Annotated in this window: 10 protein-coding genes; 3 read left to right on the plus strand and 7 right to left on the minus strand. The window is 33.1% G+C overall.

Going from position 1 to position 14,579, the window contains the following annotated elements:
* Positions 1–384: 384 nt before the first annotated feature.
* Both ATO12_RS03715 and ATO12_RS03720 read left to right on the plus strand, forming a co-directional pair.
* Positions 385–1,041, plus strand: coding sequence for a hypothetical protein (locus ATO12_RS03715; RefSeq protein ID WP_034238749.1), 657 nt, complete (start codon positions 385–387; stop codon positions 1,039–1,041).
* 317 nt (positions 1,042–1,358) lie between these two features.
* Positions 1,359–2,453 carry an amidohydrolase family protein gene (locus ATO12_RS03720; protein ID WP_034238752.1) on the plus strand — a complete coding sequence of 365 codons (1,095 nt, stop codon included), beginning with the start codon at positions 1,359–1,361 and terminating at the stop codon, positions 2,451–2,453.
* Positions 2,454–2,559: 106 nt separating this feature from the next.
* Here the strand turns inward: ATO12_RS03720 and ATO12_RS03725 are convergent, their stop codons facing one another.
* Positions 2,560–3,540: a hypothetical protein gene (locus tag ATO12_RS03725; RefSeq protein WP_034238754.1), complete on the minus strand. Its 981-nt coding sequence runs from the start codon at positions 3,538–3,540 to the stop codon at positions 2,560–2,562.
* A 239-nt stretch (positions 3,541–3,779) separates the two neighbouring features.
* On the opposite strand from ATO12_RS03725, the gene ATO12_RS03730 reads away from it, so the two are divergent.
* Complete coding sequence (locus ATO12_RS03730; RefSeq protein ID WP_034238755.1) at positions 3,780–5,108, plus strand: hypothetical protein; 1,329 nt, start codon at positions 3,780–3,782, stop codon at positions 5,106–5,108.
* A 64-nt stretch (positions 5,109–5,172) separates the two neighbouring features.
* On the opposite strand, the gene ATO12_RS03735 is transcribed toward ATO12_RS03730, so the two are convergent.
* The 6 genes from ATO12_RS03735 to ATO12_RS03760 all read right to left on the minus strand — a co-directional run bounded on the left by ATO12_RS03735 (position 5,173) and on the right by ATO12_RS03760 (position 13,917).
* Entirely contained in the window at positions 5,173–6,630 is a 1,458-nt protein-coding gene (locus tag ATO12_RS03735) for an oligosaccharide flippase family protein (RefSeq protein WP_034238756.1), read from the minus strand.
* A gap of 167 nt (positions 6,631–6,797) precedes the next feature.
* Positions 6,798–8,609 carry a BspA family leucine-rich repeat surface protein gene (locus ATO12_RS24590; RefSeq protein WP_051575589.1) on the minus strand — a complete coding sequence of 604 codons (1,812 nt, stop codon included), beginning with the start codon at positions 8,607–8,609 and terminating at the stop codon, positions 6,798–6,800.
* A 332-nt stretch (positions 8,610–8,941) separates the two neighbouring features.
* On the minus strand, positions 8,942–9,412 hold the full coding sequence (locus ATO12_RS03745; protein ID WP_034238759.1) for a sporulation protein: 471 nt from the start codon (positions 9,410–9,412) through the stop codon (positions 8,942–8,944).
* A 46-nt stretch (positions 9,413–9,458) separates the two neighbouring features.
* Positions 9,459–10,328 (minus strand): ion transporter, encoded by an 870-nt coding sequence (locus ATO12_RS03750; RefSeq protein WP_034238762.1) that lies wholly within the window; start codon positions 10,326–10,328, stop codon positions 9,459–9,461.
* Between the two features lie 264 nt (positions 10,329–10,592).
* Complete coding sequence (locus tag ATO12_RS03755) at positions 10,593–12,149, minus strand: BspA family leucine-rich repeat surface protein (RefSeq protein ID WP_051575590.1); 1,557 nt, start codon at positions 12,147–12,149, stop codon at positions 10,593–10,595.
* A 223-nt stretch (positions 12,150–12,372) separates the two neighbouring features.
* Entirely contained in the window at positions 12,373–13,917 is a 1,545-nt protein-coding gene (locus ATO12_RS03760) for a BspA family leucine-rich repeat surface protein (RefSeq protein ID WP_051575591.1), read from the minus strand.
* Positions 13,918–14,579: the final 662 nt, after the last annotated feature.

The raw sequence follows: 14,579 nt of genomic DNA on the forward strand, positions 1-14,579 counted from the left end.
AACTACATATGTACTAAAAGACGATCTCCTGCAGCGTGCAGTAACTACATATGTACTAAAAGACGATCTCCTGCAGCATGCAGCAACTACATATATACCATAAGACGATCTCCTGCAGCATGCAGCAACTACATATACCATAAGAACGATCTCCTGCAGCGTGCAGTAGCTATATGTATACAATAAGATATCCTTTTACGGTATAAAATGATACGTATAATAAATTAAAAAGTATAAACCCTAAAAAATAATAACCTAAAAAACAGATAGTTACTCACAATTTTAGTTTCAAGTATACTTTTGGCACGCCATTTGAAACACTAGTTATCAAATAGCGGAAGCCGAAAAGCTAATGAGTAGGCATAAACCCAAAACATGTAAGTTATGAAAAAAATGATACTTTTTATTGCAGTATTATTACTAGTAGGAACAACTGCACGAGCGACCGACCAAAAACACTCGGATCACAAGGATAGGGTTACAAAACGCTATCACAACGCACAACCTATTGTATTTGTAGAGGGCGGGGTACAATTTTTTGTGTATCCAGAAGGAGATATTGATTATAGAATCATTAAAAGAAGAGGAAGGTCCCACCATAGAAACTGGAACCGTAACGTACATAATTCGCCCGGTTCATATGCACATCGCAGACACTATAATAACTTCATTAGGTATGATTATTATGGTAGACTAAAAAAGGTAGGACGTAACTATATTACCTATGACCGATACAATAGAGTACGTAGAATAGGCTCGGTATCTATGCGATATAACAGAAGAGGATTGGTGTATCAAATAGGAGGGTTATATATCTACTATAAAAAATATGGACGAATAAAGTATGTAGAAGGTAATGTTCATTATGATGGTTGTGGGTATTGTGGAATAGATGGATGTTCGATCACCCATTCCCCTTACTATAATCAAAATTGGAAACATAAACACTATAAACATAATGACGATGATGACGATGATGATGACCACTATTATAAAAATAGAAAAAGAAAAAAAAGATATAGTGATGATGATGATGATTAGATAATATAAAGATTGGTTAGTTGTTTAAACCCCGTTGCCAGGAGTATTTGGTCGCGGGGTTTTTTATTTAGGGCGTTCGAGCGGGCTATCCGTTGCAATTCCTCACACACCTATGGTGTGCTGTGGGATTTACACTACTATCCCTAACGCAAAATATATATGATGAATTAAAAATATCTCTAAACTAGATGTTACCGAGGTTTAAAGTGTTGTTAACCTTTTTTCAAGACAGCATGAATGTTATATATTTATAGCTCATCTTGAGTAATCATTTCACTAAATGAGTTCCAGATGAGTTCTATATCAAATCAAAAAATATGAACTTCTATACAACTTTTCTATTCTTTTTTATAATGGTTAGTGCATCAATCCATGCTCAAAAAATGCAATTCGAAGACTACGACCCACCCTCTACTCTGGTCGTTCCCGAGACAAAGATTAAAAAAGCAAAATTCCCCTTTATCGATGTTCATAACCATCAATTTAGAATGCCAACCCAAAATCTACAGGATGTTGTTACCGAAATGGATAAACTAAATATGGGGGTTATGGTAAACCTATCAGGAAGAGGTCGAGGGTCTGATGAACATCTTATCAAATCTTTAGAAAACGTAAAAACTAATTTTCCAAACAGATTTATTGTATTTACCAATATTGATCTTAAAGGAATAGATGAACCTGGGTGGACAGAAAAAACTGTTGCGCAAATAGAAAAAGACGTAGCCATGGGAGCCAACGGATTAAAAATCTATAAAAGCCAGGGAATGGATAATAAAGATAGTAAAGGCAATCGTATTAAGATAGATGACTCCAGAATAGGACCTGTATGGGAAAAATGTGGTGAGCTAGGTATTCCGGTTTTGATACATTCTGCAGATCCAAAATCATTTTGGGATCCACATGACAATAAGAATGAGCGCTGGCTAGAACTTAAACTACGATCCAGAAGAAAAAGAGATCCCAAAGTAACAGGTTCCTGGGAAACCATTATACAAGAACAACACAACATTTTTAAAAAACATAAAAACACCAAATTTATCAATGCACACTTAGGTTGGTACGGAAACAACCTGGCAAAACTTGCCGAACTTATGGATGAAATGCCCAATATGTATAGCGAGATTGGAGCGGTTATAGCAGAATTAGGTCGGCAACCTCGGAACGCAAAAGCTTTCCTTACCAAATACCAGGATAGAGTAATGTTTGGAAAAGATTCTTGGAATCCCCAAGAGTATTATACCTATTTCAGGGTTTTAGAATCAGACGATGAATATTTTCCTTACTACAAAAGATATCACGCTTTCTGGAAAATGTATGGATTAGATCTAGATGATGAAGTATTAAAAAAACTGTATTATAAAAATGCATTAAAGGTTATACCCAATATTGATAAAAGCTTATTTCCAAAATAGAAAATAAGCGATTTGTTAGATTTTCTTATCATAATACAATTGATATACAAAATATCGTACATGTGATATTTTGTATATCAATCTAAACCACAAACCAATTATACTATTAATCTAATAATGCCAGGACATCCAAAATTTCTTGTGTAGTTTTGGGTTCAAAAGTAAACGAAAGCTCTTCTTCTTCAGAGATAATCACATTTTTAATGGCTAAATACTGTTGATTATTTTCTATTGTAATTGCTACATAAGTAACTGCCAGTCCAACTGGTAAAGAATCTGTATAGCTTTGTATGATTGGAGTCCCAGCATTAAAGATCTTAACAACAGCAGGCAAGTTATTTTCTTTAAAGACCAAATAAACAGCAGTTTCTGCAGCGTTAGGGCTATTAGTTAAATTTATATAATTTGTAGTTTTTGCTCCTGGATATGCATAAAACTTATCGCAATTTGACCATCCGGTATCAAATACATCATAGATATAAGAGGACGGAGCTGCATTATACGCTATACCACTAGAACCATTACCAATTCCTATATCTGCTGTTGCATTCCAAACAATACTTCCATCATTTGTTACTGTACCAGTAAAAGGAAGCATGTCGTTATCCTCTCCTCCAGTAGATGGAACCTGAACTTGATAAAATGTACCTGGTGCAATATCCAGAGAATTTCCGTTTTGAGTAACCACAACTTCTGTTTCTCCTTCAGAAAGAAGGAAGGTATTTTCATCAGAAAAATTAACTGCATTAGTAGGTTTATTCGACAAGATCATTTGACTTGCTGTAAAAATCTCTCTAATAGAAACATCTACTATACCATTAATTAAATTTCCATCACTATCAACCAATGAATTTGGAGGAAAAATTACCTTAGTTCCATCCTTTCCAGTAATAGAACCTCCTGTGGTTGCATCAACTTCAAAATCTTGTTTTTGTACTCCATTGGCCTCATAAAACCCCAGAATATCTTGATAACCAAGAATTTCTTGTTGCGGTAGTGGCTCATCATCATTTTTTGAACAACTACTTATCAAAAAAGCTGCTACTAATACCAATATCATTCCGAATATATTCTTTAACGTATTCATCATCTTAATTTTTAAAGTTTACACCTTCATATCAATAGATAAAGAATATTGTTACCCCCTATCATGAATATATTTTTATATTTTTTTCTAGATAGCAGACTCCAAACGATAACAATTTTAAACACTAAAAAAAACACAAATAACTGTTTTACAAACAATTAACTTTTTGGCACACTGCTTGATACTATAAAATTGAGAACGAAAAATTAATTTCTATTCTCTTTTTAAAACCACAGATTATGAAAAATTTTGTTTTACTTTTTACAGGCTTATTGTTAGCATCATTTACTGCTAACGCTTCAGAAACGAATACAGAATCGTCTGCCAGATATTACAATTATGGAAAATCATTTATTTTCTCTGAAGGAGGAATCGATTTTTCGGTATATGCAGATGGCCAATTTGATTTTTATATCAATGGACAAAGAAGTGGTGTAAGTATTGGAGTGAATGCGCCGGGAGTAAATATAAGTTTTAATTCTGGGTATGACTATGACGCTTATGTACAATATGATGATTATGGAGCTGTAGTACAAATAGAAGATACACCTATCTTTTATGACTATTATGGTAGAATTGTACAAGCAGGAGATATTTACATTAATTATAATAATTATGGTCGTATTTCTAGAGTTGGTGGATTATATGTTCATTATAACAGCTACGGAAATTTCTTAAACTGTACAGGTTATATTAACCGCTATAACAGATTTTATGAATACAGACCGTTTCACGCTTATTTTACAGTACCGGTAGTAAGTAGATGTATTGTATATGAAAGACCATACAGAAGATATTATACTCCATATAGATGCTCATATACCGTATATAGAACTAATTATTATAATGGATATTACAGCAGACCTTATAGAAGTCGTAATTATTACAGACCTCATAGTAGAGTAACAAGTTATAACAGAGGATATAGAGGTTCTCGTGCCAGAAGTACCAATTATAGAACAAGAGATCATAGGACAGCAATGTACAAAAGAAATGATCGTAACTATAGTAGAGTAGCTCGTAGCAGATCTAATTACAATAAGAGTAATGTGACTCGTAGCAGATCTAATAATTATAGCACCAGAAGTAATGCTAGAAGTAGATCAAATAATTATGGTACCAGAACTACTACCAGAAGTAGATCGATTAACAATAAAGTTGGAAACATAAACAGAACACGTTCTGTAACACCAAATACAAGAACACGTACAACGAGTAGAAATGCACAAACCAGACAGAGAGTACAATCTAACAATAGAAGTACACCATCTAGACAAAGAGTGCAATCAACTCAACAAAGAACCCGAAGTGCTGTAACCAACAGACCTAAGTACGACAGAAGCAGTAGATCTCGTAGCGCAGTTGCAAAAACGAATCAGGTTCGAAGACAAAGAAGTTCTGGTAGAAATTACTCTGGTAATGTAACAAAACGTTCTAATAACAGTCAATATAGTAGTAAAAGAACAAATAGATCCAGAACAACAACAAATAGACAAAGAAGCAATACTTCTAGCAGAGCATCGAGATCAAACAATTCTCGTTCTCGTAGTAGCAGAAGTAGAAGCTAAGAAGATATATAAGACATTAAATTTTTTGGTTGGTTAGTTGGAAAATCCCTCTGAGTAGTATGCTTTAAGCACCTCGAGGGATTTTCTGTATTAAGTTATTAATATCGTCAGATACTTTCAGTGTATAAAAAACAATAGCATATGCCAAGCCTATTAATACGCTTTTAAGAATGATATTAAGAATTGGATGAAGCGGTAATTCCCAAAAATAAAAACCAAAAACAAAAGCTATAATGAGCACTAATGCCAAAGCTGTTTTTTGTGAAAAAGGATGCATCCCAAATTTGGCGTAGACAATCCATAACTTAGCAAAATTATAACAAAACACGGCAATACACGTAGCAATAGCTGCACCGGTAACGCCAAAAGCAGGAATCCAAAGCATATTAAGTATCACTGTAAGAATTGCCATCCCTACTCCTATATATAGTACCATTCTATAATAATCAGAACTATATAGAATTGCATTATTATTTCCTAAAAGATTATCGAATAGCTTAGCACTCCCTATTAAAATTACAACCCAAATAAACAGTTCATACTCATCAGGGATAATTTCAAAAAGCTGATGTACATTACAAGTAATCAATACAAAAAGTAACCCACTGGTCACTAAAAGGTTTAAAGAGCTTTTTTTATACAAATCTCGCAATTGATCTTTTGCCTTTTCGTTAATTAATTTAGCGGTTAATGGGTACGTAATCTGATGCATGGCTCTAGAAGGAATAATAATCACACTAGCGATATAAGCGCATATTCCATATTTAGCCACATTTTCTATAAGAAGATAACGTTCTATCATCGTCTTATCCAAATCAATTAACAAAGTAGCCACAGAACCGGCAATCAATATTAATCCAGAATATTTGAGTACAGAAATATAATTATCGGGTAAAGAAAACCGTGGTTTAAAACGGTGAAGTTTCAATGCATATGCTTGCATAATCCCTGTGCGCAAAACATATGCACTCATGAGTGCATATACAAATTGCTCAACAGTTAGAATTTCAAAATATACCAAAAACAAAAGAATACTTATACATAACCTTAAAAACAACTCTTTCATGATGTTTCCGAACACACTCTTAAGTTTTACTTTAGACCATGCAAAAAAGATTTCAAAATAGGAAACTGCAAATGCCAGAATAAAAATAGTCCATACATAAGGTTGCACTATTGTATTCTTATCACTAAATAAGTCCAGAATTGTAGTATAGAAAAACGAACCTAGTATTCCAAGAATTAGAGCTATCAATAATGGTAAGATCAACATCATGGTTAGAAATCTATCTTGTTGTTCCTGATCTAAGTACGATGAAAAAAATTTCACCAGGGTGTTATGTACACCAAATGCCATTAGAGGCCATATTAGATTTGAAGCTGTAATCAGGTAAGAGACCAATCCATAATGTTGTTCGTCCATAAAATTGGTGAATAAGAACAATGTATTTATGGCTCCAATACCAAACCCCATACAAGTAATAATAGCATTTTGTATGGTTTGATTAACAACTACTCCCATTATTGTTTTTTGATCATTTTAATTTTAAAGTCTAAAAGTACAAAATACGAGATTAGTGGTAACATGATATTTTTTTATAAACTGAAGAAAAATATTTTTGTCATTTAGTAGTACAAAAAAAGGTTGTTAGAAATAACAACCTTTTTTAATGATATTACATATATTATTTATCTAGGGCAAATCTTAGCTACATCTCCCGTAATAGTCCAACCTTTTGCAACTATTAAAGTATTTCTTTCTACGTTACCATTGCAATACTCTAAACCTTTTGCACCCAAAGTTACATTAGATTGTAGGTTTGGTAATTTAGACCATTCGATTAATAAATTATCATAATTATCATTAGAAAGATTAGTATCGTCTAGCATTCTATCCATAACCGTTACCTTGCTTACATCCCACTTTCTAAGATCTTGATTAAAGGATGTAGCTTTATAAAACAACCCTCTCATAAAGGCCACATTGCTCACATTCCAATTACCAAGATACGCATTAAAAGAGGTAGCATTAGAAAACATAAACATCATATTAGTAACCTTACTCACATTCCATTTACCAATATCTCCATTAAAAGAGGTAGCATTAGAAAACATCCCAGCCATTAATGTTACATTACTTACATCCCATATATCTATTTTTCCATTAAAAGCAACTGCCCCAGAAAACATTTGTTCCATAGTAGTTACATTGCTCACATCCCATTTACTAAGATCTTGATTAAAAGATGAAGCTATAGCAAACATATATCTCATACTTGTTACATTAGCTACGTTCCAATTACTAAGATCTTTATTAAAAGAAGTAGCTTCGCTAAACATTGATCCCATATCGGTTACGCTACCAACGTTCCACTGATTGATATCACTATTAAATGCAGTAGCACCATTAAACATACTACTCATATTAGTTACCTTACCTACATTCCATGTACTTATGTTTCCATTAAAAGAAGTAGCTTTAAAAAACATAGAACCCATTTTTTCTACCTTACCAACATTCCATGTACTTATGTTTCCATTAAATAAAGTGGCATTAGAAAACATTCCTCTCATGTCTGTTACATTACTAACATCCCATTGATCGAGGGCTTTGTTAAAAGAACTGGCGCCAGAGAACATACTTCTCATGCTTGTTATGGTACTCACATCCCAATTATTAATATCCCCATTAAACTTAGTACAACCATAAAACATAGATTGCAATTCTGTTACCTTTGACAAATTTGGTATATCCTTGGCGTTATAAGTCATATTTTTGCAATCAATAAAAGCTTCTGTAAAAAACTCCCATTGGTTATCTCCCCACTGCTCTATCGTTTCTAATTTCGCAGCATTTGAAACCGCACCTTCTCCTTCAATTTCATCAGGTTTATCTTTAAATTGAATGGCGGGTAATACTCCAGAAACAGCAACTGTATGCACTCCTGGTTCTACATAGGTATGTTTGGGGGTAGTTGTTACATTAGTTTCTATGGTTCCATCCCCCCAATCGATAGTAAAATTATAGGTTAACTCATCATTCAGTTGAAAAATAATTTCTTCATTAGCCGCGGTAGTTTTCCAGGTTGTAATAAAAGCCTCTGCTACATTTTCTAAAGAAATAGTAATCACTGCACTAGCTTTATGTATACCATCTGATACTTCTACAGTAAGCGTATATGTGGTATTGGTTTCGAAATCAAGTTTTTTACCTGCTATCAAGCTTAATTCTCCAGCATCAGTCAACTCAAAAAGATCGTTACTATTTTGGGTAAGCGCAAAAGTAAGTGAAGCTTGTTCTGGGTCTGTTGCTGCTACAGTACCAATCACTACATCATCAGCAATATTTTCGGCAACAGTAAATGTTTGAGCATTAATCACTGGTGCTTTATTAACTGTAGGTTGCGGTTGTGCATCATCATCTTTATTACATCCAATTGACAATACGGCCATCATCAATATGGCCAGTACACTTACTTTAATTTGTTTTCGTTTCTTCATTTGTACATTTTTTTGAGGCCTGCGCCCTGGTTTCAAAAAAAAGAAACCCAAGGAGCATACGTAATTTTGTTTCTAATAATTGATATTTTGATGCAAACCTAACAAGATGTTTATCACGAAAAGAAGTTGTTTTGTATTCGCTATACACTACTAGATATTCGTCAGGTTTTATTTGATATTGGTTTTTATATTCAATTAAAAACCTATGCTATTAAATACTCAAAAAAAGAGGTTGTCTGATCAGACAACCTATTTTGGTTAATTTTCTATTAATAATCACTACTACATTCTATAATAGATTTAACAACCTCTAATTTTTATAAGAATATGTACTATATTAATTTAATATCTTTTTTATCAGAAGGATCAAGGACAGCTGCTTTTACATCTACATTAGCCTCTACCATGTATTTTGATTTTTCATTAGATGCGAACTTGCTCATCTTTCCGATTGCGCCAAGAGTTCCTCCTTTTTCTGCCAATGAATCTGCTTTAGATTTTAATAACTTAAATGGTAAAATAAAAGGAATTTCTTTTACCTCTCCTGGTTTAATAGCATAAGTATCAGAAAACTTAATCGCACCCAAATCAAAAGATTCTGTACTTGTATTATCTCCTCGTCCTTTTGTAAACTCCTCTACAAATTTGATTTCGACTTCTATAATTTCTTGTTCGCTTTTTGTGGTTAACACCACCTTACCTTCTACTTGTTCACTTTCTTTAGCAACATGTCCAGGAATTTGTAGAGTTACTTTTACTCCTCCAATACCTAGTTTATTCTTTACTTTATCAAAAAATCCCATTTTTATTCGTTTTATTTAATTATTAAATACCATTTACTTTTATATTTCATTCCTCTTTTTGTTGAATTTTATAGAGCACCAGTAGTTCTTGCAGTTCAAATATTTTGCCTTCTACATCTTCGATACTTGTATCTTGTTCTCCAGATTGTACTTGATTTTCGAGTAGCATTTCATTTTTAGCATCGTCCATACCATTCATAATAACCCCTATAAATAAGTTTAAGAAAATCATAGTCCCGATAAGGACAAATGATACGAAGTAAGTAACCGAGAGCACTAAAGAGCCTTTTGAATTTATACAAAGATTCATATTACCATCATACCCGTAATTCTCGCACCCAAACATATTTATGTACATAATATCTGTCCAATCTTCTAATGTTACCACTCTAAATAGGGATAGCATCGATCTTTGTAAATCCTGAAAATGTATGGGGTCATTTTCTGAAAAGAAGAACACACCGGCTACAGCGTAGATATAAAAAAGTAACAATAATAGAATAGAAACATACCCCATAGAAGGGATACTTTTTAATAGTGCTCCTACCAACATTTGAAGTTTTGGTAATGCTTTTATAAGTTTTAACACCCTTAATAAACGCAGTAAACGTAATATGGCTATAGAGCTTCCTCCAAAAGGAAGAAATGCAGCTGCTACAATGACAAAGTCAAAAATATTCCACCCATCTGTAAAATAAAGCCAGGGTTTTCTTCCTTCTGCAATAACTTTTACAACAATTTCTATAATAAAAACCCCTAAAATTATTTGATTTAACCATTCTAATATTTCTTCATGTTCTGAAGAAAATTTGGGATACGTAGCAATCCCAACCAGAACACCTGCAACCAAAATTGCAATGGTGACCAGGTTTTGAAACCATTTACTTTTACTTATTGATTTACAAATATTTACCATAAAAGTTTTGTTTAATAACAATCTATTAGTTAAGTATAGAGGTTATACAGCAATAGTTTTTCCAAGTAGTATACACATAACGATTTACATATAGCTGTTTTATATGTGTTCAATATTCGTTATGTGTTATGTGATATCTATAACATGGATATGTTCTTAAAAAGAGCTGGTTGATAATTTGGATATAGAATATTAAAACCTGGTAAAAAGGAAGCTATCCTATAATTTGAAAGCTTCCTTTTGTATACTACTGATCCCTTATATCTATCTAGGGCAAGAAGTGTCCCCAATGATTCTCCAACGTTTACCGTCTGTTAAATTGATTCTTTCTCTAGCTGCAGTACAATAGACTAATCCTTCTACTCCAAAAGCTACATTAGATTGTACATTTGGTAGCGCTGACCACTTAGTAAGTAGTGCATCATAATTAACTGTAGAAATATTAGTGTTATCAAGCATCCCGTCCATTACTGTAACGTTTTGAATATCCCAATTACTTATATCTGCACTAAAAGATGTAGCCTTCCAAAACATAGATCTCATATTTGTAACTTTACTTACATTCCATTTACTAAGATCCCCATTAAAAGATGTAGCTCCAGAAAACATACTTCCCATATCAGTAACATTACTTACATCCCACTGGCTTATGTCTCCATTAAAAGCAGTAGCACCAATAAACATGCTTCTCATCCTAGTAACATTGCTTACATCCCATTTACTAAGATCTCCATTAAAAGCGGTCGCTCCATAAAACAGACCTGTCATATCTGTAATCTTACTAACATTCCATTGGCTTATATCTCCATTAAAAGACAACGCTTTATAAAACATACTCTCCATATCGGTAACACTACTTACATCCCAATTATTAAGGTCGGTGTTAAACTTAGCACAATTAGCGAACATTGATGTCATATTTACAACTTTACTTACATCCCAGTTACTAATATCTCCATTAAAAGAAATAGCATTATCGAACACCGCTCTCATATCTGTAATCGTACTAACATCCCAATCATTAAGATCTGCATTAAACTTAGCACAATTAGCAAATAAGCCTGCAATACTAGTTACTTTGGATAGATTTGGTACATCTTTAGCATTATATGTCATATTTACGGCTCCAGCAAAAGCTCCTAAAAGCGATTCCCATTGGTTATCTCCCCATTGTTCTATGGTTTCGAGTGCTTCCCTGCTCTCAGGTGACATCATAAACATAGGAAATGTCCCTGATATAGAAACCGTATATGTCCCTGCAGTTACATAACTATGGCTTGGTGTGGTAGTTTGGTTCTTATCAACAGTACCGTCACCCCAATCGATCGTATAATTGTAAATAACATCCTTGTTAAGGCCAATAGCAATAACTTGATTAGCGGTGGTAGTTTTCCAGGTGGTGACAAAAGGTTCTATTGCATTTTCTACAGTAATCGTAATATCTGCACTGGCTTTATGTGTACCATCAGATACATCAACAGTTAACGTATGAGATGCAATGGTTTCAAAATCCAGTTTTTTATCTTTTGCAAGGCTTAATTCACCTTTTGTACTTAACTCAAAAAGATCTTTGTCATTTTTAGTAAGTGTAAAAGTTAAGGCATTATCTTCTTTATCGGTAGCAGTAATAGTACCAATAATTACGTCATCTGCAATATCTTCTGCTACAGTAAATGTCTGAGCGCTTATCTCTGGTGCTTTGTTGACTACAGGAGGTTCAGGTTGTGATGGCACATCATCGTCTTTACTACATCCAATAGATAATATAGCTATCAACAATAAAGTCAATGCACTTCTTATTATTTGTTTTCGTTTCTTCATTTGTATATTAATTTTTGAGGCGTACGCTCTAGATTTAAAAACCAGAAGAGCATCCTAATTTTGTTTTTAATAATTGATATTTGCTGTGTTTTATTTGATATCTATAACATGTGTATACTCATAATAGGAACACAACTTGAATATAGAATATTCAAAATCTGGTAAAAAGGAAGCTTTCAAATTATAGGAAAGCTTCCTTATGTATATTACTTATTACTTATATCTATCTAGGGCAAGAAGTATCCCCTATGATTCTCCAACGTTTACCGTCTATTAAATTGATTCTTTCACTAAATGCAGTACAATAGACTAATCCTTCTACTCCAAAAGCTACATTGGACTGTACATTTGGTAGTGCTGCCCACTTGGTAAGTAATGCATCATAATTAGCTGTAGAAATATTAGTATGATCAAGCATCTCTTCCATGGTAGTAACATTTTTAATATCCCAATTACTAATATCTCCACTAAAAGATGTAGCCTTCCGAAACATAGATCCCATATTTGTAACTTTACTCACATTCCATTGATTTACATCTCCATTAAAAGATGTAGCTCCAGAAAACATACTTCCCATATTGGTAACATTACTTACATTCCATTGACTTATATCCCCATTAAAAGACGTAGCATCAGAAAACATTTTACTCATATCGTTAACATTACTTACATTCCAAGTGCCTAAGTTCCCATTAAAAGAATCAGCCCCGGAAAATATACCAGACATATTTGTAACTTTGCTTACATTCCAACTATTTAAATCTCCGGTAAAAGAATCTGCATTATCAAACATTCCTTCCATATTAGTAACATTACTAACATCCCAATCATTAAGATCTCCATTAAACTTGCTACAGCCTGCAAACATTGATAACATATTTGTAACTTTACCTACATTCCAATTACTTATATTACCATTAAAGGAAGAAGCATCTACGAATACTCCTCTCATGTCTATAATTGTACTAACATCCCAATCATTAAGATCTTCTGCATTAAACATAGTACAACGGGCAAATATACCTGCAATGCTAGTTACTCTAGACAAATCAGGTACATCTTTGGCATTATAAATCATATTATTACATCCTGCAAAAGCTCCATAAAACGATTCCCATTTAATATCTCCCCACTGCTCTATAGTCTGTAGTTTATGAGCATCTTTTCCAACGTTAATAGAGATACTAGGAAATTTTCCTGAAACTTTAACTGTATATGTATTGGCTGTTACATAAGTATGACTAGGAAGCGTAGTTTGATTCTTTTCAATAGTACCATCACCCCAATCTATGGTATAATCATATGTTAATTCCTTAGTAACTCCAATAGTAATCGTTTCGTTAGCTTCAGTTGTTTTCCAGGTGGTAATAAAAGGTTCTACAACATTCTCTACAGCAACTGTAATATCTGCACTGGCCTTATGAGTACCATCTGATACTTCTACAGAAATCGTATACGAAGTAGTGGTTTCAAAATCCAGTTTTTTATCTTTTGCAAGGCTTAATTCTCCCGTATCGGTTAACTCAAAAAGAGCATCACTATTTTTAGTCAGTGTAAATATAAGTGCTTTGTTTTCAGGATCTGTGGCTACTACTTTACCAATAACTACATCATCTGCAATGTTTTCTGCTACAGTAAATGTCTGAGCGCTTATCTCTGGTGCTTTGTCGGCTATAGGAGGGGTTTGCGGTTGTTCATCATCATTGCTACATGAAAATGTTACCAATAGCATAAGTAGTATAATTCCTTTTGTTAAATGTATTTTCATAATTAAATTTTATTTTGGTGTAATTTTTTGAGATACTACTATTTATCTTAAGCGTACGAATAAAGAGTTAAGTTTTCATAGCAAACCGCAGAAAACACTATGTCTTTATTTCAAAACAATCTCAAGTAAATAAGTCTTAGAAGAATTGGTGTATTCTTTTAAATTAATTAAGTTATATGGCAAATATTCTAATTAGGGCAATCAAAATCTTGGTTAGTATTTGCAAAGAAATAGTTTACATTGTAATTTTTTTTCATGACATATTTGGATTTAAATTATACGCCAAAAATATCTCATTACTCAATTTCAATTTTCACCCGTTTAGGGTGATTTTTTTATAAATTTATTTTGACACTTTTGAAACCTATATTTAAACTATTAAATAACGTGAGTTTGACATAAGAAAATTTACGTCAGTCAGAGTGATTTTCGGTAGAAAATTGTACTTCGACCAAGCTCAGTAGAGCTATCGAAGACAAGTGAATTTTTCATCAAAAGCCTTGTCATCCTGAGCTTCGTCGAAGGGTTGATACAATTTCCCTCCGTTTCACTATGAAAAATCACTCAATTTGACGGCTTTTTTAAACTAAATTCTTACATCGAATTCACATTAAATAGTAAATTTTAAAGTGTAGGTTTATTGTACTACTCAGGTGTTTAAT

Source organism: Aquimarina atlantica, assembly GCF_000626715.1.
In the GTDB taxonomy this organism is placed as follows: domain Bacteria; phylum Bacteroidota; class Bacteroidia; order Flavobacteriales; family Flavobacteriaceae; genus Aquimarina; species Aquimarina atlantica.